The sequence below is a fragment of the Hyphomonas sp. genome, from assembly GCF_046313975.1.
Lineage (GTDB): Bacteria > Pseudomonadota > Alphaproteobacteria > Caulobacterales > Hyphomonadaceae > Hyphomonas.
Window position 1 is genome coordinate 20,340 of sequence record NZ_JBKBXB010000027.1, and the last position, 24,750, is coordinate 45,089.

At 63.9% G+C, this 24,750-nt stretch carries 22 protein-coding genes and 1 tRNA gene; 7 read left to right on the plus strand and 16 right to left on the minus strand.

The features are described 5' to 3' along the window. Positions 1–57: 57 nt before the first annotated feature. Positions 58–1,323: a hypothetical protein gene (locus ACK4TE_RS10640; RefSeq protein ID WP_409911488.1), complete on the plus strand. Its 1,266-nt coding sequence runs from the start codon at positions 58–60 to the stop codon at positions 1,321–1,323. Here the strand turns inward: ACK4TE_RS10640 and mfd are convergent. Together mfd and ACK4TE_RS10650 are read right to left on the minus strand one after the other, a co-directional pair. Beyond that, positions 1,320–4,880, minus strand: a complete 3,561-nt coding sequence (mfd, locus tag ACK4TE_RS10645) for a transcription-repair coupling factor (RefSeq protein WP_409911489.1) — start codon at positions 4,878–4,880, stop codon at positions 1,320–1,322. The genes ACK4TE_RS10640 and mfd overlap by 4 nt on opposite strands. Positions 4,881–4,902: 22 nt before the next feature. Continuing rightward, positions 4,903–5,169, minus strand: a complete 267-nt coding sequence (locus ACK4TE_RS10650; RefSeq protein ID WP_409911490.1) for a succinate dehydrogenase assembly factor 2 — start codon at positions 5,167–5,169, stop codon at positions 4,903–4,905. A 107-nt stretch (positions 5,170–5,276) separates the two neighbouring features. On the opposite strand from ACK4TE_RS10650, the gene recG reads away from it, so the two are divergent. Beyond that, entirely contained in the window at positions 5,277–7,355 is a 2,079-nt protein-coding gene (recG, locus tag ACK4TE_RS10655; RefSeq protein ID WP_409911491.1) for an ATP-dependent DNA helicase RecG, read from the plus strand. Here recG and ACK4TE_RS10660 read toward each other — a convergent pair whose 3' ends face one another. Next, positions 7,356–8,057 carry a DUF502 domain-containing protein gene (locus ACK4TE_RS10660; RefSeq protein ID WP_409911492.1) on the minus strand — a complete coding sequence of 234 codons (702 nt, stop codon included), beginning with the start codon at positions 8,055–8,057 and terminating at the stop codon, positions 7,356–7,358. A 78-nt stretch (positions 8,058–8,135) separates the two neighbouring features. On the opposite strand from ACK4TE_RS10660, the gene ACK4TE_RS10665 reads away from it, so the two are divergent. The 3 genes from ACK4TE_RS10665 to ACK4TE_RS10675 are packed head-to-tail and all read left to right on the plus strand — an operon-like array spanning position 8,136 to position 10,317. Continuing rightward, the gene (locus tag ACK4TE_RS10665) at positions 8,136–9,146 is read left to right on the plus strand and encodes a phosphotransferase family protein (protein WP_409911493.1); all 1,011 of its coding nucleotides are present in this window, start codon (positions 8,136–8,138) and stop codon (positions 9,144–9,146) included. Further along, positions 9,139–9,510 carry a DUF6285 domain-containing protein gene (locus ACK4TE_RS10670; protein WP_409911494.1) on the plus strand — a complete coding sequence of 124 codons (372 nt, stop codon included), beginning with the start codon at positions 9,139–9,141 and terminating at the stop codon, positions 9,508–9,510. Before ACK4TE_RS10665 ends, ACK4TE_RS10670 begins: the two co-directional genes overlap by 8 nt. Positions 9,511–9,528: 18 nt before the next feature. Further along, the gene (locus ACK4TE_RS10675) at positions 9,529–10,317 is read left to right on the plus strand and encodes a hypothetical protein (RefSeq protein ID WP_409911495.1); all 789 of its coding nucleotides are present in this window, start codon (positions 9,529–9,531) and stop codon (positions 10,315–10,317) included. A 3-nt stretch (positions 10,318–10,320) separates the two neighbouring features. On the opposite strand, the gene maiA is transcribed toward ACK4TE_RS10675, so the two are convergent. From maiA to ACK4TE_RS10735, 12 genes are all read right to left on the minus strand, one after another. After that, positions 10,321–10,962 (minus strand): maleylacetoacetate isomerase, encoded by a 642-nt coding sequence (maiA, locus tag ACK4TE_RS10680; RefSeq protein WP_409911496.1) that lies wholly within the window; start codon positions 10,960–10,962, stop codon positions 10,321–10,323. Continuing rightward, the gene (locus ACK4TE_RS10685) at positions 10,959–12,281 is read right to left on the minus strand and encodes an N-succinylarginine dihydrolase (RefSeq protein WP_409911497.1); all 1,323 of its coding nucleotides are present in this window, start codon (positions 12,279–12,281) and stop codon (positions 10,959–10,961) included. Before ACK4TE_RS10685 ends, maiA begins: the two co-directional genes overlap by 4 nt. After that, the gene (locus ACK4TE_RS10690; RefSeq protein ID WP_409911498.1) at positions 12,278–13,105 is read right to left on the minus strand and encodes a class I SAM-dependent methyltransferase; all 828 of its coding nucleotides are present in this window, start codon (positions 13,103–13,105) and stop codon (positions 12,278–12,280) included. The genes ACK4TE_RS10685 and ACK4TE_RS10690 overlap by 4 nt, the downstream gene beginning before the upstream one ends. Positions 13,106–13,114: 9 nt before the next feature. Beyond that, the gene (gene astD, locus ACK4TE_RS10695; protein WP_409911499.1) at positions 13,115–14,569 is read right to left on the minus strand and encodes a succinylglutamate-semialdehyde dehydrogenase; all 1,455 of its coding nucleotides are present in this window, start codon (positions 14,567–14,569) and stop codon (positions 13,115–13,117) included. Then, positions 14,569–15,609: an arginine N-succinyltransferase gene (locus ACK4TE_RS10700; protein WP_409911500.1), complete on the minus strand. Its 1,041-nt coding sequence runs from the start codon at positions 15,607–15,609 to the stop codon at positions 14,569–14,571. Before ACK4TE_RS10700 ends, astD begins: the two co-directional genes overlap by 1 nt. Before the next feature lies 1 nt (position 15,610). Then, positions 15,611–16,870 (minus strand): hydrolase, encoded by a 1,260-nt coding sequence (locus tag ACK4TE_RS10705; RefSeq protein WP_409911501.1) that lies wholly within the window; start codon positions 16,868–16,870, stop codon positions 15,611–15,613. Positions 16,871–16,982: 112 nt separating this feature from the next. Continuing rightward, positions 16,983–18,155 (minus strand): OmpA family protein, encoded by a 1,173-nt coding sequence (locus ACK4TE_RS10710; RefSeq protein WP_409911502.1) that lies wholly within the window; start codon positions 18,153–18,155, stop codon positions 16,983–16,985. Between the two features lie 319 nt (positions 18,156–18,474). Further along, positions 18,475–18,551: transfer RNA gene (locus ACK4TE_RS10715), tRNA-His, on the minus strand. Positions 18,552–18,636: 85 nt separating this feature from the next. Beyond that, on the minus strand, positions 18,637–19,179 hold the full coding sequence (gene nusG / locus ACK4TE_RS10720; protein ID WP_409911503.1) for a transcription termination/antitermination protein NusG: 543 nt from the start codon (positions 19,177–19,179) through the stop codon (positions 18,637–18,639). Positions 19,180–19,223: 44 nt separating this feature from the next. After that, the gene (secE, locus tag ACK4TE_RS10725; RefSeq protein ID WP_409911504.1) at positions 19,224–19,460 is read right to left on the minus strand and encodes a preprotein translocase subunit SecE; all 237 of its coding nucleotides are present in this window, start codon (positions 19,458–19,460) and stop codon (positions 19,224–19,226) included. A 206-nt stretch (positions 19,461–19,666) separates the two neighbouring features. After that, positions 19,667–20,884, minus strand: coding sequence for an MFS transporter (locus ACK4TE_RS10730; protein ID WP_409911510.1), 1,218 nt, complete (start codon positions 20,882–20,884; stop codon positions 19,667–19,669). Positions 20,885–20,979: 95 nt separating this feature from the next. Then, complete coding sequence (locus ACK4TE_RS10735; protein WP_409911505.1) at positions 20,980–21,909, minus strand: oxidoreductase; 930 nt, start codon at positions 21,907–21,909, stop codon at positions 20,980–20,982. Positions 21,910–21,986: 77 nt separating this feature from the next. Between ACK4TE_RS10735 and ACK4TE_RS10740 the strand changes: the two genes are divergently transcribed. Continuing rightward, entirely contained in the window at positions 21,987–22,589 is a 603-nt protein-coding gene (locus ACK4TE_RS10740) for a TetR/AcrR family transcriptional regulator (protein ID WP_409911506.1), read from the plus strand. A gap of 9 nt (positions 22,590–22,598) precedes the next feature. Here ACK4TE_RS10740 and ACK4TE_RS10745 read toward each other — a convergent pair whose 3' ends face one another. Further along, entirely contained in the window at positions 22,599–23,378 is a 780-nt protein-coding gene (locus ACK4TE_RS10745) for a DUF2189 domain-containing protein (RefSeq protein WP_409911507.1), read from the minus strand. Between the two features lie 164 nt (positions 23,379–23,542). On the opposite strand from ACK4TE_RS10745, the gene ACK4TE_RS10750 reads away from it, so the two are divergent. Beyond that, on the plus strand, positions 23,543–24,709 hold the full coding sequence (locus ACK4TE_RS10750; RefSeq protein WP_409911508.1) for an acyl-CoA dehydrogenase family protein: 1,167 nt from the start codon (positions 23,543–23,545) through the stop codon (positions 24,707–24,709). The last annotated feature ends 41 nt before the right edge of the window (positions 24,710–24,750 follow it).

Genomic DNA, 24,750 nt, shown 5'->3' on the forward strand with positions numbered 1-24,750 from the left:
AAGGAAGGGGTGCCGCCGCGTCCGCCCGGCGGCGTGCAGTTGCAGGCGTTTTTGCGTATGTCCGATCTCTCTTTCTTCGATCCGCCCATCGAGATCGCGGCCGGCAGCCCCCGCCAGGAGATGATCAGTTCCCGCCTGCGCGCCAGCGGCATGCGTCCTTATCCGGCAAGTACGCCAATTGACTTCAGCGCACCGGACCCACTGCTGATCGACATTGCCACCGTTTCCCGAGAAACGCTCGACGGGCTCTCGCGCGCTACGATGGTTCAGGTCCACCGCCATATCGTGATCCTTGATCTCTCGGAGACACAAATCCCCTCCGCTGGTGAAGCGGTGCTCCTGCGCCGCGACCGCGACCTCAGCGGCCTGCGCAGCCGCCTTGCTGCTCTCGCACGCCGCGCCAGCCGCCTTAAGGAAGCCGAAGCACGCCGTGACACGGCCAGCGCCCTCGGCGTACGCATCCCGCCGGCCGACCTCAACGCGGTCCCCACGCTCCTCTATCTTGGCGAAGGCTCGGCCCTCTTCCTGTCGCTGCAGGGCCTCCTCAGGCAACGCGGCATCGCCGTCACCGCCGCGCTCAGCCGCCACACGGCGCAGCAATACATGGCTGAGCGTCGCTTCGCCGCCGCGCTCGTTGACCTCGATTCCTACAAGGAAGAAGACAGCCTGACCGGCCACTGGATCGCCGATGAAAACGGCCTTGGCATCCTGCCTGTCATCGCCCTCTCTCATCCTGGTCTTCCGCTTACGGAGCGTCAGAACACCATTATCGCGCAGGCGACAGAAGTAGTCGACGCAGCAGGACGCATGGCAAAGATCGTCTCGCTGATCGAAACTGTCTGCCGCCGCCTTGTCGCCTTCACCCCGCTGATGCCTCATCCCGGCGAACACCGCGATTTGACTGATTTCACCACCGGCCTGTTCAATCTCGCCTTCATGGAAACCCATGTCGCGCGCCAGATGGAGATTGCCACGCAGCGCGCAGAACATCTCAGCGTGCTGACCTTCTGCCTTGATCCAGCGCTCAGCCAATCGCTTCAGGCGCAGCAGGACTTTGCCGGCATCATCCGCTCGCAGATCAGGGACTCAGACTGCCCCTCGCTCCTGCGCCCCGGCACGTTCGCAATATCGCTCCCCGCAACGCCCTATCGCGGCGCCATACGGCTCGCTGAACGCATCGCCAGCGCCATCGATAAGAGGGCGCCTGGCATCGGCACGCGCTATGGCTGGCGCATCACGGAGAAGCGCGCTTATCACACACCCAAAACCCTGCTCGTCACCGGCCAGGTCGGCCCGATGCTGCGCCCAAGTATTGCAGCCTAGTCTTCGGTCAGAAAGCCTGACGATAACTTCTTCTTCCACTTGTCTTCCGGCTCAGCCGGCCCGCGGCTCGCCATGCGGGCCACCGCATCCGCCGCTTCAGCCGAGGCGAGTCCGCAGGCTGCCTCCAGCTCCTTCAGGAACGCCTTGACCAGCGGAATGCGCCGCTCAGGCGCGCCACCCAGGCCAGAGTGCACCAGCTTCGAATCCGGGCGAAGCTTCAACTGGTTCGGCCGTGAGCGGACGATCTCCATGATCTTCGCCGGATCCATGATCGTGTCCGGTCGGAAGGCGAACACCGCGCCCTTCTCCCCGCAATCCATCTTCGATATGCCAAGCACCTTGCACTGCACCTTGATCGCCATCACGTCGAGCAGCTGCCGCGTTTCCGGCGGCAGCGGACCGAACCGGTCAATCAGCTCAGCCGCAAATGCTTCCCTGTCCTGCGGCGTCACGATGTCTGACAGCCGCCGGTACAGCGACAGGCGCACGTTGAGATCTTCGACATAGTTCTCCGGAATGAGAACCGCCACGCCAAGATTGATCTGTGGCGACCAGTCGTCCGCCACGTCCTCATCATCCTTCGCACCAGCGCGCAGTGCCTTCACGGCATCTTCCAGCATCGACTGATACAGCTCTACGCCGACTTCCTTCACCTGCCCGGATTGCTGGTCGCCGAGCAGATTGCCCGCGCCGCGCATATCGAGGTCATGGCTCGCCAGTTGGAAGCCCGCGCCCAGCGAGTCGAGCGATTGCAGCACCTTCAGCCGCTTCTCCGCGCTCTCGGTGATCACCTTGTCCTTCGGCGTCGTAAAGTACGCATACGCGCGAAGTTTCGACCGGCCCACGCGGCCGCGCAGCTGGTAGAGCTGTGCCAGGCCGAACATATCGGCCCGGTGAATGATCAAAGTATTTGCGCGCGGAATGTCGATGCCGCTTTCCACAATCGTCGTCGACAGCAGCACATCATATTTGCCGTCATAGAAGGCCGTCATGATGTCTTCGAGTTCCCCGGAAGCCATCTGTCCGTGTGCCACGATGAAGCTCACTTCCGGCACATGCGTGCGCATGAAGTTTTCAAGCTTGTCGAGATCGACCACGCGCGGAGCGACGAAATAGGCCTGCCCGCCGCGATACTTCTCCCGCAGCAACGCCTCGCGCAGGGTTACGGTGTCTTCTTCGGTGATGTAGGTGCGCACCGCGAGACGGTCGACAGGCGGCGTCGCGATGATCGACAGGTCGCGGATGCCCGTCAGCGCCATCTGCAGCGTCCGCGGAATCGGCGTCGCTGAAAGCGTCAGAACGTGCACATCAGATTTCAGCTCTTTCAGCCGCTCCTTGTGCTTCACGCCAAAGCGCTGCTCTTCGTCAACGATGATGATCCCGAGCCGCTTGAACTCGATCTCCTTTGTCAGCAACGCGTGCGTGCCGACCACCACATCAATGCTGCCATCGGCAAGGCCCGCACGCACTTCAGCTGCTTCCCGCGCGCCTACGAACCGCGACAGCGGACGCACCTTCAGCGGCCAGCCGGCAAAGCGTTCCTCGAAAGTCTTGAAATGCTGCCGGGCCAGCAGCGTCGTTGGCGCAATCACCGCCACCTGCTTGCCGTTCATCGCTGCAACGAAAGCCGCACGCAGCGCTACCTCGGTCTTGCCGAAGCCCACATCGCCGCACACCAGACGGTCCATCGGCTTGCCGGAAGCGAGGTCTCCGAGCACATCTTCAATCGCAGAAAGCTGATCTTCCGTTTCCTCATACGGGAAGCGCGCCGCGAACTCCTCATAGAAGCCCTGCCCGGCCGTTACCGCCTCAGCGCGGCGCAGTTCGCGCGCTGCCGCAATCGCCATCAGTTCCGCGGCCATCTCGAGGATGCGTTTCTTGGCTTTCGCCTTGCGCGTCTGCCATCCCGCCCCGCCGAGCCGGTCAAGCGCGCCTTCGGCATCTTCCGATCCATAGCGGCTGATCAGATCGATATTCTCGACCGGCAGGAAGATCATGTCGCCGCCGGCATATTCGATCTGCAGGCAGTCATGCGGCGCGCCGGTCACTTCTAGCGTGCGCAGGCCCACATACCGCCCGACACCGTGATCAACGTGCACTACCAGGTCGCCCGCCGTCAGCGAGGTTGCATCGGTGATGAAGCTCGCCGTCTTGCGCTTGCGCCGCGGCGCGGCGAGCCGGTCGCCCAGCACATCCGCTTCGGAAATCATCGCGATACCCGGCAGCGAGAAACCCGCCTCGATGGGCACTTCGGCCACCGTGAAATCCGTCTTCGCTGCTGCCTGCAGCGAGTGTACCTGCGCCAGCCCCGTCAGGCCATGGTCGCCCAGCACATTGATCAGGCGGTCGGCCGAGCCCGTTGACCAGGCCGCGAACACCACAGGCTTGCCGCTCGCATAGAGGGCCCTTGCATGATCAATGACCGTCTCGAAGATGTTTTCGTCCGTCCGCAGACGTTCCGGGGCAAAGTCGCGCCCGCGCCGGCCGCCCATGTCGAAGGCATTGGCATTCGGTTCCGCCGGATTGAAGCGCACCACCGCGCGCTCCGCGAGGCGCTCATCCAGTTCATCCAGCGTAAGGTACAGCCGCTCCGGCGGTAACACCTTGGCCGAGCGCACATCGCCGCCGCCAGCATCAAGACGCGCCGCGTAATAATCAGAGGCCTGCGTCAGGCGTTCATGCGCCGCCTCGCTCGCCAGGTGGCTCAGCCCCCACAACGCGCCCTCGCCCGCGTAGTCAAACAACGTATCAAGCCGCTCATGGAACAGCGGCAGCCAGGCCTCAACGCCCTGCCGCCGGATCGAAGCCCGCGCCGCCTCATACATCTGATCGCCAGATGGCGGCCCGAACACAGCGAGATACCGGTCGCGAAATTTGCTGAGAATGTCATCGTCAAACAGAACCTCACTGACCGGCGCGAAGGTCACGGCCTCCGCCGTTCCGGTTGAGCGCTGCGTCTCGGTGTCAAACGTCCGCAGCGTCTCCAGAACATCACCGAAGAAGTCGAGCCGGTAGGGCTCCGGCGCCGTCGGAGGAAAAATGTCGATGATCCCCCCGCGGATCGCAAACTCACCCTGCTCGCGCACCGTGCCCGCGCGGATATAGCCGTTGACGGCAAGGTACTCGGTGAGTTCTGCCTGCTTGACACTCTGCCCCTTGCGCAGCGCAAAGGAGGTCTTCTTGAGGGTCGCCAGAGGCGGCGCACGCTGCACCAGCGATCCCGCCGTCGTCACCACGAGCAGCGCCCCCTGCGCCGCTTCATACCGCGCCAGCCTGGCAAAGCCCGCACAGCGCCGCGCTGCGACCGCAGGCGTCGGGCTGATCCGGTCATACGGCAGCACATCCCAGCCCGGCAGGTCCACCTGTTCAAGCCGCGGCGCGGCAAACAGCGCCACCCGCCGCGCTGCCTGCGCCATCCGGTCATCGCGCGCGACATACACGCCAACCCCGCCGCGCTTCTGCAGCGCCTCACAGAAAACGATCAGGTCTGCGCCAAATGGCGCTCCGGCAAAAGCAGCAGGGCCGCTCAGCGATTTCAGGAAATCAGCGGGGGTCATATACTTACCTTGTCACCCGGCCTCAGCCGGACTGCGCGGCGTAGCGGAATGCGATCAGCTGGTCCAGCACCGGACCCTTGTGAATCTCAGGCACCGCTTCCTGCCCGACCAGCCATGCGAACATCTCCCAGTCGGGAATGTCCAGCAAGCGCTCGAACTCGTCGAGCCCCTCAGAATCATAGCCGCCGAGGTGTTTGTCCGCGAAACTGCCCATGAGCAGGTCCAGCTCCCGGAATCCCCGCCTCCAGGCGCGGAATTGCAGCTTTTTTTGGCGCGTTTCGTCAGTCATCTGGGCTCAATTTCCGTTTGGACTCTCTGTAGCGACATATGGACGGTTTTTGGACCGGGAAAGCTCAGATTGTACACATGCCCGGCTGCGCCTAGCTTGCAGGGACCATGCGCGACGAAAGGCTCTATCCCCTCTTTGCCGGTCTCGACACGCTCACGGGTGTCGGCCCCAAACTGCTGCCCCTGCTCCAGCGCCTGACGGGCGGCACCACAGTCTGGGACCTAGTCCTCCTGCTGCCCGACCGCTGGGTCGATCGCCGCGTCCGCGCCACCTTCGAGGAAACCGTGCCCGGCGAAGTTGCCACCGTGCGCGGCGATGTCATCGTCCACCACGCCCCTTACAATGACCGCTCCCCCTACCGGATCCAGCTCGGCGACGAGACCGGCTTCCTCACCCTCGCCTATTTCCGCGCCGATCCCCGCTGGCTGAAGTCACAGTTTCCCGTCGGCGCCTCCCGCATCGTCTCGGGCCGAATCGAGGATTACAAAGGCGAGCGCCAGATCACCCATCCGGATTTCGTCGTTGATCCGGCCAAGGGCGACTCCCCGCCGGAGGTCGAGCCGATCTACCCCCTAACCGCCGGCCTAACCAATCGCCGCGTCCACACCCTCACCCTCCAGGCCCTCGGCAGGGTCCCACAGGACCTGCCCGAATGGTCCGACCCGCATCTCGTCCGCCAGCGCGGCTGGCCCGGCTTCCATGCCGCCCTCGCCGCCCTGCATGATCCCAAGAGCTACGATCCCGACGCTTTCGATCTTGCGCGCGAACGCCTCGCCTATGATGAAGCCATCGCCCGCGGTTCGGCTTTCGCCCTCGCCCGCGCTGCACGGCGCGCGCGCCACGCACCGGTCATCAAGGCGCCGCCCAGCGCCATCAACCGGCTGACGGATGTGCTGCCATACCGGCCGACCGGCGCGCAGCTTCGCGCGGCTGCCGATATCAGCTCGGACATGGCCCGCGGCTATCCGATGCGCCGCCTGCTGCAGGGCGATGTCGGCGCCGGCAAGACGCTCGTCGCGGCAATGGCCGCCGTCGAGGCTGCCGCCGCCGGCTACCAGTCCGCCTTCATGGCCCCCACCGAAGTGCTCGCCCGCCAGCAGTTTGAAACACTCGACCAGCTGCTATCGCCGCTCGGCCACACAGTCGGCGCCCTCTCCGGCCGCGACAAAGGCAGCGCCCGGCAGGGTACAATGCTGGGCCTTTCTGACGGCTCCATCCAGATCGTCGCAGGCACCCATGCCCTGTTTCAGGAAGCGGTCAGCTTCCGCAAGCTCGGCCTCATCATTGTCGACGAACAACACCGCTTTGGCGTCGCAGACCGTATGCGCCTCGCCAGCAAGTCTGACAGCCCGCACATGCTGGTGATGAGCGCCACGCCGATCCCGCGCACTCTGGCACAGGCCGTACACGGAGATCTTGAGGTCTCCGTCCTTGATGAAAAACCACCCGGCCGGAAGCCTGTCGAAACCCGCGCCATTCCCGACACCCGTATCGAGGATGTCATTGAGGCGGTCGGACGCGCGATTAAACGCGGCGAGCGGGTCTTCTGGGTCTGCCCCCGTGTTGATGCGGATGAAGACGATTCCTCCGCCGTCGCCCGGCACGCGGCGCTTCAAGATGAGCTGCGGATCAAGGCAGGCCTCGTGCACGGCCGTCTCAAGCCCGCAGACAAGGATACGGCCCTCGAAGACTTCCGCACCGGTGCCACGCGCCTGCTCGTCGCCACCACGGTCATCGAAGTCGGCGTCGATGTGCCCGAGGCCACCATCATGGTGATCGAACGCGCCGAAGGCTTCGGCCTCGCCCAGTTGCACCAGCTGCGGGGCCGCGTCGGGCGCGGCGACAAGCCCTCCTTCTGCCTCCTGCTCTATCGCCCCCCGCTCGGCGAAACCGCCCGCGAACGTCTCGATACGCTCCGCCGTACAGAAGATGGATTTGCAATCGCCGAAGCCGATTTCCGCCTGCGCGGCGCGGGCGATGTCCTCGGCATGCGCCAGGCCGGCGCAACAGAATACCGGATCCTTGAAATGTCGCGCCACGCAGACCTGCTCGCCATCGGCGCCAAGGATGCGGAGGCCGTCATCACAGGCGCCGCAGGTCCTGCCAGCGAACGTGCCAACGCGCTGCGGATCGTCCGTGAACTGCTGACCCCGCGTATCGCCGCAGACATCGACAATGGCTCGTGATTACTTGCCCGTGACCTGCTCTTTCGGAGCCGGCGGATACTCCGGTATAACGAGGCCGCCCGAGAAGATCACCTTCGCGCCTTCTTCCACTGTCATGTCCATGCGCACGACATCTTTTTCCGGAACATAGAGCAGGAAGCCCGAGGTCGGGTTCGGTGTCGTCGGCACGAAAACGCCGATATAATCCGCCCCAAGACGATGCCGCATCTCGCCTTTTGCCGGGCCGGAAACAAATCCGATGACCCAGCTTCCGGCGCGCGGATACTGCACCATCACCACTTCCTTGTACTGGCCCGCAGAATTGCTCTGGAACACATCCCGGATCTGCTTGAACACGGAGTAGACGCTGCGCACGACCGGCACACGCGTCAGGATCCGGTCCGTCAGCGACACAAAATAGCTGCCGAGATAGTTGGTCGCCACTGCGCCAAGCAGCGTCAGAAACAGGATCAGGATGATCAGGCCAAAACCCGGCACCGCAAAATCGAGATAGGTCTCCGGCCGCAAGGCCGGCGGGATCAGCGGAACCACCCGGCTGTCGATCAGGTTGATCAGGAAATCCAGGATTATGAACGTTGCCACGATCGGCAGCGCGATCAGCATGCCGGCAACAAAGCGTTCGCGCAGCCAGGCGAACAGTCCCTGCTTCGCGGGCGGCTTCACGACACCCAGCGGATCATCCGGCAAATTGTTCTCGCTCATTCCCATTGCCTCCCGGCAAGCCGCCTTACTCAGCGTTACCGCTTGGCGACTCCCTTCTTCCGCGCAATTGTGGCGAAGATGGGAACTGGAAACCAGATCGAAAAGCCCCTTGCTGACTGGGCGCATGCGCATTTCGGCGCAGGCGCGCAGCTTGTGTCCTTGAAGAGACTTTCGGGCGGCGCCAGCCAGGAAACCTGGGCCTTTGATGTCGAGACCAGCGGCGCCAGCACCCCACTGATTCTCCGCCGTGCGCCAGGCGGCGCAGCTGCCGCACGCGCATCGGAAGCGGTGTCACTCGCAACCGAGGCGGTTCTTCTTGCGGCCACAGGGAAAGCGGCGGTCCGCGTGCCGGAAGTCCTCCACGTTTCCCCTCCGGGCAGCGAACTGGGCGAAGCCTTCATCATGCGCCGCGTCGCCGGCGAAACGCTCGGCCGGAAAATCCTCCGCGATGAGGAGTTCACGCTTGCCCGCACGCGCCTCACGCGGGATTGCGGCGAAGCCCTCGCGCGCATTCACGCCGTCCCGCTCACTAGCTCGGGCCCTCTTCCGCGCAGTCTCGGCGCTGATCAGATCGCCAAATACGAAACCATCTACCAGAGCTTCAACTTGCCCCGCCCGGTTCTGGAACTCGCCTTCGCCTGGCTGAAAGCCAATGCGCCCGACCCCGCAGAACCCGTCCTCGTCCACGGCGACTTCCGCCTCGGCAACCTGATTGTCAACCAGGACGGTCTCGGCGCCGTGCTCGACTGGGAACTCGCCCATATCGGCGACCCCCGCGAAGACATTGCCTGGCTCTGCGTCAATTCCTGGCGCTTCGGCCACACGGAGAAGCGCGTTGGCGGCTTCGGCGACCTGCCCGAATTGCTCGATGCCTACGCCGCCGCCGGTGGCCAGCGTTTCGCTCCCTCAGAGATCGACTGGTGGGAAATCATGGGCAGCCTGAAATGGGGCGTCATGTGCATGACAATGTATGGCGCCTACAAGACCGGCGCCGACCCCAGTGTCGAGCGCGCAGCCATCGGTCGTCGTGTGTCTGAAAACGAGATCGACCTCATAAACCTGTTCGAAGGGCTGGGCCGCCATGCATGACGCACCCTCAGCGAAGGAACTGATAGAAGCGGTCAAATCCTTCATCGACAAGACCGCCGCGCCGCAGCTTACCGGTCACGCCGCCTTCCATGCGCGCGTCGCCTCGAATGCGCTCGCTACCGTGCTGCGCGAACTCGACATCCGCCCGGCCGCGGAAGCCGCCGAAAAAATCCGCCTCGAAGCGCTTCTCGGCACAAGCGGAGAGAGTGTCACCGCGCTTAACCAAAAGCTCTGCGAGGAAATCCGCGCTGGCCGCATGGACCTTTCAACAGAAGGTCTCCTTTCGCATCTGAAAACGACCACAATTGACCAATTGTCTGTCGACCAGCCGGGTTATTCGGGGTTAAAGACCGCGACCCGCTGATACCGGATGCCGCGCCTGATGAAACGTTACCTGCCAATAGTCCTGATCGCCGCCCTGCTCGTTGCGGCCATTGCGGTCGCCGTCTGGTTCATGCGCCCGGCCAAACCCATTGCGATCTCGGCGCTGCCAGACTTTGACTATGGGGCGCCAGAAAGCTGGGCCGTGCGACCGGAAACGCCGCCACCCGCTGTCTGGGAAGCAGGCTGGGATATCGACGCGGTGATCATTTCCACCGGCGCCTCCATCGAAACAGGCGCCGCCGAAACCGAAGAACGCCGCCTTCTCGCCTCCGCGAAATCACTCGGCAGTCTGAGCGAAGTCTTTGCGTCCATCGGACCTGTCTATGCGCCGCTTGTGCGCGCCGGGAATGCAGAAGCCGATATCGCCGCCGCGCTTCAGCAATACATCGAGGAAGACAATCGCGGCCGCGCTTTCGTGATCGCCACGGATACCGCCCTGCCGGCAATCCTCGCCGAGAAACTGGCAGCAGACAGCCTGCTGCGTGACCGGTTTGTCGGCGTCCTGACATTCGGCGAAACGGCGGACTCTGCCGGCTTTGCTCCGGGCACGAACAAAGCGGATGTCTGCTCCCGGAAATTCGAAAGGGAGGAAAGTTGCACGCTCGCCATCGAGATTCGCAAGTCCGGCCCAAACTATTCCTATTCCGGAGAAGGCACTCCCGGCGGCGCCCTGACGAGCGGCTTCACCACTTGGCTTCATGGCAATGCCTCCAAGCTTGCCGAGCCGCTAGGCGATCTTGAAGAAGTCGAAATCGTCGAGATCCAGACCGCTCCCGAAGGGCAATAGGCCTCAGTCTTTCGGTTGATTTTCCGGCGCCGCGCGCTGAAATGCCTCCAGCGCCTGACAGGCCTCGTCAAGGGCTACAAGCCTGGGAAACGCCGCAAGATCCACATTGAACCGGCGCGCATTCGCCACCTGCGGCACCAGAACGATTTCGGCAATCGTTGGCGCCTCGCCAAACAGGAACGCGCCGCGTTGATACTCTCCGGCCATTGCCTCCAGCGCCGCAAAGCCCCGCACGATCCAGTCGCTGTACCAGCGGTTTATCGCCGCCTCATCCGCCCCGAAATCCCGGCGCAGCACCTCCAGCGGGCTGAGATTGTTCAGCGGATGAATGTCGCATGCAATCACATCGGCAAAGGCCCGCGCCTGCAAACGAAGCCACGGATCCATCGGCAGCAGGGCCGGCCCTTCAAACACCTCGTCAATCCATTCGATGATCGCGAGTGACTGGCCCGCCACCCGGCCGTCCACTTCGACGGCCGGCACACGCATCTGCGGGTTCACGGCCTGATACGCCGTCTCCAGCTGTTCGTCCTTGCCCGGAAGAATGTTCACTGGCACACGCGCGTAAGGCACGCCTTTCAGGTTGAGCGCAATACGCACGCGGTAGGCTGCAGAAGACCGCCAGTAATCATACAGCCGGATCATGTCAGCTCCTCCAGTTCCAGTACGCGCAACAGCGCTTCGCGCGCCGCGCGGCACTCGTCCGCAAAGACGGGGTCCGCCAGATCGGATGGTGACAGCTTGTCCCGGTAAGTCGCGCGGATCACCGCCTGCAGTTCATCAATCCGCACTTCATCCAGCAACACGCCCTGATGACAGGCCTCAATCTGTTCCGGCGTCATCACCACGCGCAGCCGCAGACAGGCAGGCCCGCCACCGTTGCGCATTGACTGACGCACATCGACATACTCCACCCGCCCGATAGGCCCGTTGGATTGAACTAGCCGATCGCAATACTCCCGCGTTGATCGCATCTCCTGCGTCTCGGTTGGTGCCACAAGCACGAGCCGGTCTTCATCCGGGAACTGAAGGAGCTGCGAGTTGAACAGGTAGGACGAAATCGCATCTTTCAGCGGAACCTCGGCATCCGGCACCATCACCGGCTGCAATTCAAACCGTCCGGCGCTGGCGATTCGCAAGTCCGCAAGCGCCGCCGCTGTGTCCTCGAACGCAAACTCATGGAAAAACAGCGTATCGAGAGCGCCGACGCACACAACGTCATTGTGGAACGCACCCGCCTCGATCGCCCGCCGTGCCTGCCGGGCAAACACGGTGCGCGCAGGATCTAGACCATGCGCACGGGCCACAGATTCCGAAGCGAGCCGCGTCTGCCGTGCCGGAAACCCCGCGGCGGACTCGCCGGCTTCCCGTCCAAACACGAACAATTCCACGCCCGGCGCGCCATGTTCCGCACACAGACGCACATGGTTGGCTGCGCCTTCATCGGCAAAGTCGGCGTGCTCCGGCAAGGCGCCATGCACCGCATAATGCTCGTCCGTCTGAAAGATAGATATCAGCGATGCGGTCGTATCCGGATGCTCCTGGCTCCGGTGCAGCATTGTCGAAAGGTTCGCCGCCGTCAGATGTAGACGGCCGTCAGACGTGTCCGCAGAGGGCGAAACCGTTGCAGCATTCGCCGTCCACATACTGCTCGCCGAATATGCAGCTTTCAGAAGGCGAGGCGCGGCCTTCGCCGCCGCTTCAATCATCTGCGCATTCGTGCCCGTGAAACCCGCGGCCACGAGTAAATCAAGATTGGGCCTGCCCAGCGGCGGCAGCACGCCCTGCACAAGGCCGGCCCGCACGAGCCGGCGCATCTTCTCCAGCCCTTGCAAGGCCGCGTCCCGCGGATTGGACACATCCCCCGCATTCCTGGCGCTCGCAAGATTGCCATCGGACAGCCCGCCATAATTATGGCTCGGCCCGATCAGCCCATCAAAATTCACTTCTACAGCGAAACTCATGCCCGCGCCTCGACGATCCAGGCTGCAGCCTTCAGCAGCGTTCGCCTGCTGCCGCGTGTCATCTCGCCAATCCGCGCCACCAGCGCCGCCTTCACCGGCGCAGGATCAACCCCCTGATCCACCATTGCCCGCGCCAGCGGCCCGATCTCCATCATGAAGTCTGCGGTTTCCTCTGCATTGCCACCCGGCAGCTCCATCAGCCCTTCCCAGGGCGCAATCCGGATTGCAGACCATGCGCTGTCTGACAAAATCCCGGTCACACGCTCCTTGTCGCCAAAGGCAAACGGCCCCGGCGTTCCGGGTGGCGGCGGCGCGGGCATTTCCTTCAGGAACTCCGCCCCGGTCATCAGCGGCAGCAAGGCCCAGTCATTCACCATCAGCGGCTGCCAGCAGGCGAACGCCAGTCGTCCCCCCGGTGCCATGCCGGCGCGGATATTGCGGAACGCCGCGACAGGGTCCGCAAAGAACATCACGCCAAAGCGCGACACTGCCAGCTGCACCGGCTCCGCCGGCCGCCAGACAGAGGCATCGGCCAGCTGAAAAGCCGCCTCAATTCCCTGCGCATCCGCCCGCTGCCGCGCCAGTTGCACCAGCGGCGCAGATATATCCACCCCCGTCACCTGTGCGCCCGCTCCGGCCAGCATCAGGCTCAGCGCGCCCGCTCCGCAGCCGATATCCACCGCCCGCTCACCCGGTGCCGGCCGCGCCACGTGAGCAACGGCAACCGCAAAAGACCGCAGCATCGCATCAAGACGGTCCGCATCCCGCACCCATTTCTGCCCGGCGGGTCCGTTCCAGTAGTCGCTTTGCGCGGTGTTATCCATGGGGCTCTCTCAGGAAGGAAATCCGGGTGCGGACAATCTTGCCGCCTTGTCTGCCAGCTGACTCGCCTGCGGCCAGGCGCAGTAGTCGGCTGCGTAATACGCCCCCGGGCGGAAATTCCCGGAAAGACCGGGCCCGCCAAAAGGCATGGCTCCGCTCGCGCCCGCTGTTGGCCGGTTACGGTTCAGGATACCGGCGCGCATCTCAGCATAAGCCGTCTGCCAGCGCGCATCCTCATCACACACCAGCCCGCCCGATAGGCCGTACTTCGTCGCATTCGCCCGGGCAATCGCCTCCTCAAACGTCCCTACCCGGATGATCTGCATAAGTGGCCCGAACAATTCCTCGTCCGGCACATCTTCGGCGCCGGTCACGTCCACAACGCCCGGGCTCACAAATCCACCACCGCGCTCCATGCCGGAAAGCGGCAGCAGCGCCTTTCCGCCGTGCCCGAGGATGGCGTTCTGAAAGGCAATCGCCTGTTGCCGCGCGCGCTCCGAAACCAGCGGACCCATGAAGATTCCCGGTTCGTTCCACGCCCCGATTTTCAGACCCCGCGCCCTGGCCACAATCGCCTCGGTCACCGCGCCGCCAAACCGTCCCTCCGGAAGAATGATCCGGCGCGCGCAGGAACAGCGCTGCCCCGTCGTCAGGAAGGCCGACTGCGCCGCAATGTCCGCCGCTGCATCGACATCCGCAGGCTCCCAGATGATCAGCGGATTATTCCCGCCCATCTCCAGCGCGAGGATCACATCGGGGCGTCCCGCAAAATGGCGATGGAAGAATACGCCCGTCGCCGCAGAACCCGTGAACAACAGGCCGTTGATGTCCTGATCGATCAGCGCGCCGCCCGTCTCGCGTCCGCCATGAACAATATTCACGCAGCCCGGCGGTAGCCCGGCCGCCTCGAAACACGCCGCCATCAGCGCCGCCACGCCCGGCGCCAGCTCGGAGGGCTTGAAAACGCAGGTATTCCCTGCCAGCAGGGCCGGCACGATATGCCCGTTCGGCAGGTGGCCCGGAAAGTTGAACGGCCCGAATACCGCCATCACGCCATGCGGCCGGTGCGTCAGGCGCGCCGAGCCGAACGCGGCACTTTCGGTCTTCTCGCCGGCGCGCTCCTTCTGCGCGGCGATCGAAACGGCGATCTTCGCCTTCATCGTTGCCGCTTCGCCTTCTGCGTCCCACAGCGCCTTGCCCATCTCGCGGCTGATCGTTTCGGCAATCGCCCCGGCGCGCTTTCCGATTTCCTCCGTATACCGCTCCATAACGGCGCTGCGCTCAGCCTGCGGGGTGCGCGACCAGCCTGCGAAGGCCTTGCGGGCGGAGGCGACCGCCTCAGCCACATCCCGTCCGTCTGCGGAGGATCCTTCCCAGACAAGCTCACCTGTCGCCGGGCAGGTCTTGGAAAACACAGCCCCGCCGCCTGCGCGCCATTTGCCATCAATATACACGCCGCCTGCCATCACTTGCTCCGCATCCAGACCCGCGCCTGCGCGCCCGGCTTCAGTTTCAGCGCGTCCAGTACGTCCTCGGGCACAATCAGGTTCGTTTCGTCGCGGCGCACGAACTTGCCCAGCGATACCCTGAAATCGGGCAACCGGTTACTCGACAGCATGCCCTGCCGCGCCTCGCCGTCGCCCTCAGTGTCGCCCGCGATCAGCGTCACGACCCGGCTCTCCTGGATCGTGCGGATATGGCGGCGCTGCGCCGCCACCAGAGGCCCCCCATCAAAAATATCCACCGTCCGGTCGAACTCAAAGCCTTCCCATTGCAGGAGCTTGTAGGCGCCGACGCCGTCCGAATGGCACCGCCCGATCACTTCGCGCGCTTCCGGCGGCAAGAGATCCACATAGATGGGGTATTTCGGCATCAGGTCGACAATGAACTGGTTGTCCGTCGTCGCCGACAGACGGTCCGCTTCGGCAAAATCCATCCTGAAGAAATGCCGCCCCAGGCATTCCCAGAAGGGCGAGGTGCCTTCGTCATCCACGACCCCGCGCAGCTCCGCCAGAACGCGGTCGCTGAACCGCTCGGGGGCAGCTGCCATCAGCAGGTAGCGCGACTGTGCCGCCAGACGCCCCGCGCCGCCGCCGCGATGGTCCGCCTTGAGGAAAAGGGTGCCAACCTCCGTGTACCCCACATATTCATTCGTCAGCACAAGCGCATCCATGTCGAAGCGCAGATTGCCCGCCGCATGGCTGGCCTGCGCCAGCGTGATGATGCGATAATTGAAGAAGGGCTGGTCGATACCCGTACCCGCCTTCACGGCGGAGCACCCGACCACCTGCCCGGTCGGCACATGCTCCATCATCATCAGGTACTTGCCATATTGCAGGTTACGCTGGCGGCCATGGAATGCGCGGTCGGATTTGGCGAGGCGTTCGGCAAGGATCGGCTCATCCACAGGCAGGCTGGTAAATCCGGGTCCGGACAATTCCGCCAGGTGCATCAGCGCCCCAAGGTCATCTGGCCGCGATGGGCGCATCACATACTGCGTGGCCATGTCAGTGCCCCATCAGGTCCTTGATTTGCCGGCCGTTCAGTCGGCCATCCGCAAGCCGGTTCAAGATCAGGGCCGACAATAGCGCGCGCTCGGAAAAGCTCTCTGTAATGACGAATTCCTCGTTCGAGTGAATCCGCCCGCCCCGCACGCCCAGCGTGTCGACATTCGGCACGCCCGCCGCAAAGATATTGTTGCCCTCGCAAACACCGCCGGTGTCGACAAATTCTAAGTCCAGCCCGATGGCCCGGCCGGTGGCGTGAACCGCATCGAACAGTGCCTGCTGCGCCGCATTGCGCGGCTTGGGCGGGCGGTAAAATCCGCCATGCAGGTGGCCATGAATTCCGTCGCGGGCTGTGGCCTTTGCAAACAGACGCTGCACTTGCTGTGTCGCCCAGTCCGCCGCCGCCTGATCCGGCGCGCGCGCCCCGAAGCGCACCACTGCAAGATCCGGCACGATGTTTACCGGCGCGCCGCCATCAATCGAACCGACATTGAATGTCACGCCTTCAAACTGGCCATTGAGTCCTTCGAGCCCGATGACAAGTTCCGCTGCCGCTTCGATCGCGCTGCGGCCTTCTTCCTTCGCGCGCCCGGCATGCGCCGCCTTGCCGTGCAGCACAATGTCGAACACCGCCGAGCCCTTCCGCCCGCCGGACATCGCGCCGGTTTCCATCGCCGGCTCATACGTCATCCCGATCAGCGCCCCGGACGAAGCTGCGCGCCGCAGCGCTTCCGCGCTAGTGAAATTGCCGATCTCTTCATCCGGCGTCAGCACAATCCGGTAGCCGAGCTTGTGCTTCGACGGGCCGGCCTCGAACGCCTTCAGCGCTTCCAGCATCACGCAGAGGCCACCCTTCATGTCCGCCATGCCGGGTCCGTTGATCCGCCCATCACCGAGATCGGTCACCGTTTCGAACACGCCCGGTGCAAACACGGTGTCATAATGGCCCGACATGACAACCTGCAGCGGCGCCTCAGGCCGCGCCGTGATCTCGATCACCGGGCCCGTATGCGCCTCACTCACCCTGCCGTCATTGCCGACCGACTCGAAACCCGGCCCCTGGACCAGCTCGATCGCCGCATCGAGTTCCGAGAAGGCATCAGCCAGTTTCGGCGCGAAGGATTTCAGCCCGTCTACATTGCTGCTGCCGGTATTGTGCAGCGACCAGCCACGCGTGCGCGCCAGCATCGCGGCCGCAGCCGCATTCAGGCGCTCCCGCGCCGCTTCGTCGTCAGACGTCAGGATCGATAGTTCGCTCATAGGTCCTTGGTTTCACAGCTGGAACCGGGCGGCAAGCCTCGGGCCGGGCTGGCCTCGAAACAAAAACGGCCCGGCGTGGAGCCGGGCCGTCTGATTGAGAGGCGCGAAGGCCTTACTGGACGATGATCGTCACTTCCGAACGGCGGTTCAGAGGCTCACGGACACCGTCAGCGGTGGCCTTGGCCAGGGCCGATTCGCCCTTACCGTCCTTGGTGATGATCGTAGCCGGAATACCACGCTGCTCGAGAGCAGAGGCAACGACGTCTGCGCGGCGAACCGACAGGCGATCGTTATATGCCGGGGCGCCCGAAGTATCGGTGTGGCCAACGATCGTCACCGAGCCCGGGGCGCAGCCCGTGCCGGCAGTGATGTTGGCGACAGCCTGGTCGATAACCGTGGCAGCTTGGCTGGTGAGGTCCGAGCGATCCCACTCGAAGTACACAACGAACTGCTGGTTAAGGGCCGAACACTGCTGCACCACTTCCTGCACTTCTTCCACCGGCGGAGGCGGCGGAGGCGGCGGGGGCGGCGGCGGAGGCGGAGGCGGCGGGGGCGGCGGCGGAGGCGACTGCACAACCGGCGGCGGCGGCGTCACGCCAAAGGCGTAGCGCAGACCAAGGGTCGCCGTGTGGTCGGTATAGGCACCATCATACTTCGTGCCGCCATGCAGACCGTCAAAGTTCAGGTCATCCGTCGAGAAGTATTTGTAGCCGACATCCATGGTGAGGCGGTCAGACAGAGCAAAGCCGACGCCGAGCAGGCCCTGATAGGCCAGTGCGGTCGATTTTTCCGAGAAGCCATTGGCGGCGTTCAGGTTCGGAGAGGTACCCGTGGTGCGGTTCGATGCTTTCGCATCAACGCGCGCGCCACCGACGCCGACGCCGATGTACGGACGGATCGTGCCGTCCTTGTTGAAATCGTAGATGCCGTTGATCATCAGGTCGATGACGTTGACATAGCCGCTCGGGTTGGCGGTCGTGCCAGCCAGGGTTCCATTGATGCCGTTGCTGACATCCAGGTCGCCGCCTTTGTAGCCGAGAGCGCCTTCAAAGCGCAGGCCGTTCGACATGCCGTAGCCGAGGCCGACAGTGCCGCCGATCAGTTCAGACGCGTCCGAATCGCCGGCGATCGAGCCCACGACGTTCGCGGTTGCCGGATCATGATCCAGTTTGCCGTCAAACGTGTACTGGAGGTCGGTACGGCCGTACCAGCCTTCCGCGTGTGCAGTGAGACCAGCAGACGCAAATGCGGCTGCGGCGGTCGCGCACATCAGAGTTTTCTTCATACTCAATCCCCTTTTGTGTGCCGAGGAGACGGGATTGTCTTCGGCCGCAGGTTCATACGGATATCACCGCATAGTCCGGTGTTAATGCGTTTTCGGGGATTCCGCGAGCAAAATCCCCGGGCAATCCGCCGCATTTCGTGGAATTTTCCACCCACCGCGGCCCTTTTGCAACACGTTCTTAGCGTATTTCGACGTCGTTTTGTTAACATCCGGACAGAGACATCAGGCCACCGTCCTTCTGCCCGATTTCGCCACATTACGGCCCGCTGACTTCAACTGTCAGGCAAGGCCGGGCTACAGATTCGCGTAGGGGGAGAGATGGTACCGCCTCCCCGGTTTGAACGGGGGACCTCTAGATCCACAATCTAGCGCTCTAACCAACTGAGCTAAGGCGGCAACCTTCCGCGGGACATACAGTCTGCGGGGTATGCATTCAAGCCGGGGACAGTCCAGAAACTGTCCACACGGCCGTGTGGACGGATCAGACCTTGACGACCTGGTCGAATTCCAGATCGACGGGCGTTCCGCGACCGAAAATCGACACCGTGACCTTCAGGCGGCCATTGGCTTCGTCGATTTCCTCGACCGCGCCCTCGAAGCCCTGGAAGGGGCCGTCATTGACCTGAACCTGCTCGCCGATCTCGAACGACACTTTCGGACGCGGGCGCTCGGCGGACGTATCAGTAGTCTTGCCGAGGATGCGGTCCACTTCGCGCTGGCGCACCGGCAGGGGCTTCTTGCCGCCTTCCGCACCAAGGAAACCCGACACCTTCGGCGTGTCCTTGACGAGGTGGTAAATGTCGTCCGTCAGCTGCGCCTTCATGAGCACATAGCCGGGAAAATAGCGCTTCTCGACGGTTTTCTTCTTGCCGCGGGCGACCTCGACAACCTCTTCGGTCGGCACCTCGATCTCCTCGATGAGGTGGGTCAGGCCCTTGCGTTCCGCCTGTTCACGGATGGTGGCCGCAACCTTCTTCTCGAAGTTCGAGTAGGCATGGACGATATACCACTTGGCTTCGGGCATGGACCGGGCGCGCTCCTGGAGTTCAGAATTGGGGGCCAGCGTCATCACGCGCCCCGGATGAAGTTCACGAAATAGGCTATGACCATGTCCGTCAGGAAAAGAAAGATCGCGATCACGATCGACATGATGATCACGAAGATCGTCGCCTGGATGGTCTCCTGGCGCGTCGTCCACGTCACCTTGTTGCCCTCTGCCCGCACTTGCGAGAAGAAGGTCAGCGGGCCGACCCGCTTTTTCTTTTCCTTGGGCGCCTGCGGCGCCTTGGGGGGCTTTTCGGCCATAGTCTCACTCATAGCTTGAAAGGCGGGCGGATAACGCGTTTGCAGCCCTGCGTCCACGGCAAATCTGCATTGGAAGCGCCCTGCCTCCCACATGTGGTCCCGGCCTGGCCATGCGGCAAGGCCGGAAAGTCCGGGTTCTGCCACCGTTCCCCGCCCCTCGGGCCTCCTCGCGGAAAAGGGAAGGTAAACAGGGCCGCGGCCCGGCCTCACCTGCCCTTCACGAACTGCGCGATGCGGGCATTGGCGATGAGCATGGCGATACCGGTGAGGACCGATGCCGCCGGCACGAGCAACAGCGCCCAGCCGAGGCCGTTGGATATGCCCGCCGCCGTTACGGTATCGCTGGCAATGCCGACCATCAGAGGCCCCAGCGCCGGTCCGAACAGGCCTGATCCGATAATCACCAGACTGGACGCCTGCGCCTGTCGGCCCGGCCCGGCGACAAGGTGCGCTGCGCCGAACGCCCAGGGCAGCATGAACGAAAAGGACAGCATCGCCGGCACCATCAGCGCAATCGACAGCCAGCCTTCAGGCGCGAAAAGGGCCGCCGTGGTCGTGAGACTGCCGATCAGGAACAGGATGGCCGGCGGGCCGAGCACCTGGCCCGACCCGGAGCGGACGACCCGGTCGAACCACGGCCCGCCGATCAGCGTGCCGACTATCCCCATCAGCCCCTGCAGCAGGCCGAATGTCAGGCCGACTTCGGCAGTGGTGTATCCGTAGGTGCGGATCAGGAACGGCGCGGCAAAGGCATAGAAGGGGGTCGCGGCAAACCCGATGATGACCGAACCGATGAACAGCCAGCGGAACGCCGGCGAGGACAGAAGCTTCAGGCTCGAGCGGAAAAACGGCTCGGCTCGGGCCGCGCTTTCGCGCCGCGGCGGTGTCGGGCCCGCGGCCAGGAACAGCAGCAGCGCCAGAACGCCGCCTATCGCCCCCGCCCCGAAGAACGCTGCGCGCCAGCCGAACGCATCGCTGACCGCGCCGCCCGCCGCGAAGCCGACCATCGAGCCCAACGGAATGCCCATCGAGAAAATGCCGATCGCCATTCCCCGCAGCTGCGGCCGCACCCGGCGCGCGATCAGCGCGTGGCCGGACGGCACAGCGCCGGCCTCTCCGAATGCCACTCCGAACCGCGTGATGGCGAGCACCGCGAAACTGGCGGCCAGACCAGAAAGCGAGGTCATTGCGCTCCACACCACGAGGCAGAACACCAGCACCAACCTTGGCGACCCGCGATCCGCAAAGCGCGCCAGCGGCAGGGACATCAGTGAATAGCAGACCGCAAAGGCGATGCCGGTGACAAGGCCGAGCTGCGTGTCACTCAGCCCCAGATCGGTGCGGATTGCCTCGGCCAGAATGAAGGGCAGGATGCGATCAATCTGGCAAAGCATGCTGACCAGCAGGAGCACGAACAGGAGCATGCCGGTCCGTGCGCCGGAGAAGTACTCCGCAGGCGGATCGTATTCATGCGGAACAGTAGCTGGCGGATGGTAGGCGTCGGCAGTATCCCGGGCGGTCATGCGCCCTGCCTTTCTGCTGCGAAGGCGACGCCCGTCAGGTCTTCCGAAAGACGCCACAGGCGCGCGGCTGTCTCCGGATCCTGGGCCTTGTCCGGAACAACCGAGGGCGCAGGATAGCCCCTCAACTCCGCGGGCCCATCCGGGCCATAATATCCACCGGGGGCCGCGCCCGGCGCGGTCGCAGCATAGAGCGTCGGCAGCGCACCTTTCGAGGCCGGCTGGAACATCAGCCGCGCCAACCGGCGTGACAGGCTGATACTTTTCTGGCCCGGTGCGTTGAGCAGCAGATTGGTGCGCGACAGGCCGGGATGCGCTGAAAGGCTGGTGACACCCCAGCGCCCGGCCATGCTGCGGCGATGCAACTCCAGCGCAAAGATCAGGCAGGCGAGCTTGGACTGGGCATAGACCGGAAACGGCTCATAAGACCCTGCCGCCTGCAGGTCGTCAAAATTGATCCGGCCGCGCCGCGCCGCAATGCTGGACACCGAAACAACCCGCGCGTCCCGGCCTTTCTGAAGCAGCGGCATCAGCCGCGCTGTGAGTGCAAAATGCCCGAGATAGTTGGTGCCCAGCTGAAGCTCGAAACCATCCTCTGTCTCGAGACGTTTCGGCGGCACCATCACGCCGGCATTGTTGACCAGCAGATCGATGCGGCCGAGCTGCCCTTTCAGGCGCTCTGAAAACGCCTCGACCGATTTCAGGCTCGCCAGGTCGAGTGGTTCAAACCGCACCTTGCCGGAGCGGGCCCTGGCCTGGATCCGTCCGACAGCGGCATCGCCATTGCGGAAATTGCGGCCGGCAACGATCACTTCCGCGCCGGACCGCGCCAGCGCCAGCGCGGTTTCGTATCCCAGCCCCACCGTGCCCGTGACCACCGCCACACGGCCCTGTTGCGAGGGCATTTCAGAAACTGTCCATTTTGTCATAGGCTCGCCTTCTCAAAGATTCGCACTTGGTGTAATATTAAATTACACTGAGTGCAATATTGCATTGAAGGTAAATTATGACGACTCGCCAGACCGGGCGCATGCAGACTGAAGGATTGCGTGAGCGCAAGCGGCGCGAGACCCTGCAGCGCATCACGGCAGCAGGGATGCAGCTGTTCATCCGGCAGGGGTATGACAACACGACGCTCGACGAGATTGCGGAAGCGGCAGGCATCTCGCGGCGCACGTTCTTCTATTATTTCAAGTCCAAGGACGAGATCCTGCTCTCGATGCAGCGCCTCAACAGCGACAAGCTGACCGTGGCCGTGCGCGGCGCCCCGAAAGCGGCCAGACCGCTCGAGACGATCCGCGATGCCGTCATCCGCGTCAGTGAAGCGATCCCCGCGAAGGAGATGATCGGCATCCACCGCCTCATGAAGTCCAGCGCGGCCGTGCAGGCGCGCAAGCATGTTACCTATGTCGAGAACGAGAATGCCCTGGTCGACGCCTTGCGCGAGAAATTCCCGGACCCGAAGCAGGAGACAGCCCTGCGCCTCGCGGCGATGATGTCCGTCGGCGCGATGCGCCTGGCGGTCGAAACGCTGGATGCGGAAAACGGCAAGCGGCCCCTGCCCGACATCCTGCGCGAGATCTTCGCGACGATGGACAAGGGCATCTAGGAGCCCCGCTCAGGCGCCGCGGATCAGCGCCTTGTAGGCGTGCCAGCTGGCCATGCCGATGATGGGAAAAACGATGGCGAGGCCGATGAAGGCGAAGAGGATGCCAAGGAGCGTCAGCGCCACGATCAGCACGGCCCAGAGCAGCATCGGGAAGAAGTTGCGGTTGACCGCGCGCACGCTGGTGGCGAGGGCCATGAAGACGGTGTAGCGCCGGTCGAGCAGCATCGGGGCAGCAACGGCGGCGAGTGCGTAGTTGCAGAAGGCGACGAAGCCGCCGGTCGCAAGCCCGATCAGCACCATCAGCTGGCCGGCGGGGTCGAGCAGCACGAAGTTCAGGAAGTCCGAGCGGTCGCGCAGGATGCGCCAGGTGGAGAGGGCGTAGATGACCTGCGCCATCCGGGTCCACAGGAAGTAGAGGAAGACGAGCAGGAGACCGAGGATCAGCTGCTCGATATGGGCCGCGTCGCGTACCCAGAAGACGTCGATCAGTCGGGGCTTTGCCCCTGCGGCGAGGCTGCGGGAGGCGGCGTAGAGGCCCATGCCGAGCATCGGCCCGACCAGCAGGAAGCCGCCGAGCAGGACGTAGAACCAGCTGGCCGAGCCCGTGGACCAGAGCAGCCAGAAGATGCCGGCGCTGACGGCAGCGAGGATGAGACCGTAGAGGGAGGCAGTGGCGGGAATGGCGCAGAAGTCGCGCCAGCCGGCGGCGAGCCAGTCCAGCGGTGCGCGGAGCGGGATCGTTTTGATATCCGGCAGGCGCACCGGCGCCGGGCTCTGTGCGTCGTCCAAACTCTCCTCCCCGGCATTTTGCCTTTGGCAGATATTGAGGCGCAAATCGCCCCTAGGTATCTCCGTAAAACTGCGTAGGGCGGGATGAAAACCGCCGCGGCGTCAGGCTTGCGGCATATCAGGCACTGTGGCGTGTTGCAGGTGGACAGACGGAGGCGCCGCAAATGCAATTCGAACTGGAGGAAGACCACCGGATGCTGCGCGATCTGGTGCAGCGGTTCGTGCGCGAGGAGGTCATTCCGCTGGAACAGGCCATGCTGGCGCGGGACGCTGCCGGCCAGGGCGCCTACCTGACGGCCGAAGAGAAAGCCCGGCTCGACAAGGTGTCGAAGGAGATGGGCCTGTGGAGCCTTGATGCGCCGGAGGAAGTGGGCGGGATGGGCCTGCCGCATGTTGCCCTCGTCGCAGTCAATGAAGCCCTCGGCTCCAGCGCCGCGACGTACACCCTCCCGCCGGACTCGCCGAACCTCCGTATGCTGATGAAAACGGCGAACGAACGGCAGAAGGAAGCCTATCTGGCGCCCTATGCGCGCGGCGAAACGGTTTCGGCCATCGGCATTTCGGAGCCGGGCGCGGGTGCGGACCCGGCGGGCATGAAAACCCATGCCGTGCGCGACGGCAATGACTGGGTGATCAATGGCCGCAAGATCTGGATCACCCGCGCGGCGGAAGCCGACTTCACCATCCTGATGGCGATCACCGACAAGGCGAAGGGCGCGAAAGGCGGCATGTCCGCCTTCCTCGTCGACAAGGGCACTCCGGGCTTCAATGTGCTGCGGCGTATTCCGATGCTCGGCGGCGAGTTCACCTATGAGGTGGTGCTGGAGGATTGCCGGGTGCCGGGCTGGAAGCTTCTGGGCAAGGAAGGCGACGGCTTCGGCCCGATGCAGGTGCGCCTTGGCACGCGGCGGATGGAGATGGCGGCGTGGTGTATCGGCGCAGCGCAGCGCGCGCTGGACATGATGCGGGACTATGCGCCGCAGAGGAAGACGTTCGGCGCGAAACTGTCAGAACGGCAGGCCGTCCAGTGGTGGGTGGCAGATGCGGCCATGAAGATTCATGCCGCGCGGCTGATGGCGTATGACTGCGCGTGGAAGATTGATCAGGGCAAGGACGTTCGTACCGAAATCTCGATGATCAAGGTGTATGCGACCGAGATGGCGACCGAAGTGCTCGACCATGCGATGCAGACTTTCGGCGCGATGGGCATGACCAAGGAAATGCCGCTGCACCTGATGGCCGGGCGTATCCGCAACATGCGGATTTATGACGGGCCGAGTGAGGTGCACCGGATGGTGATTGCGCGGAATCTAATGGATACGCGGCCCTGAATCTCTATGCCCCTTCTCCCTTAGGAGAGGGATTCTCAGGT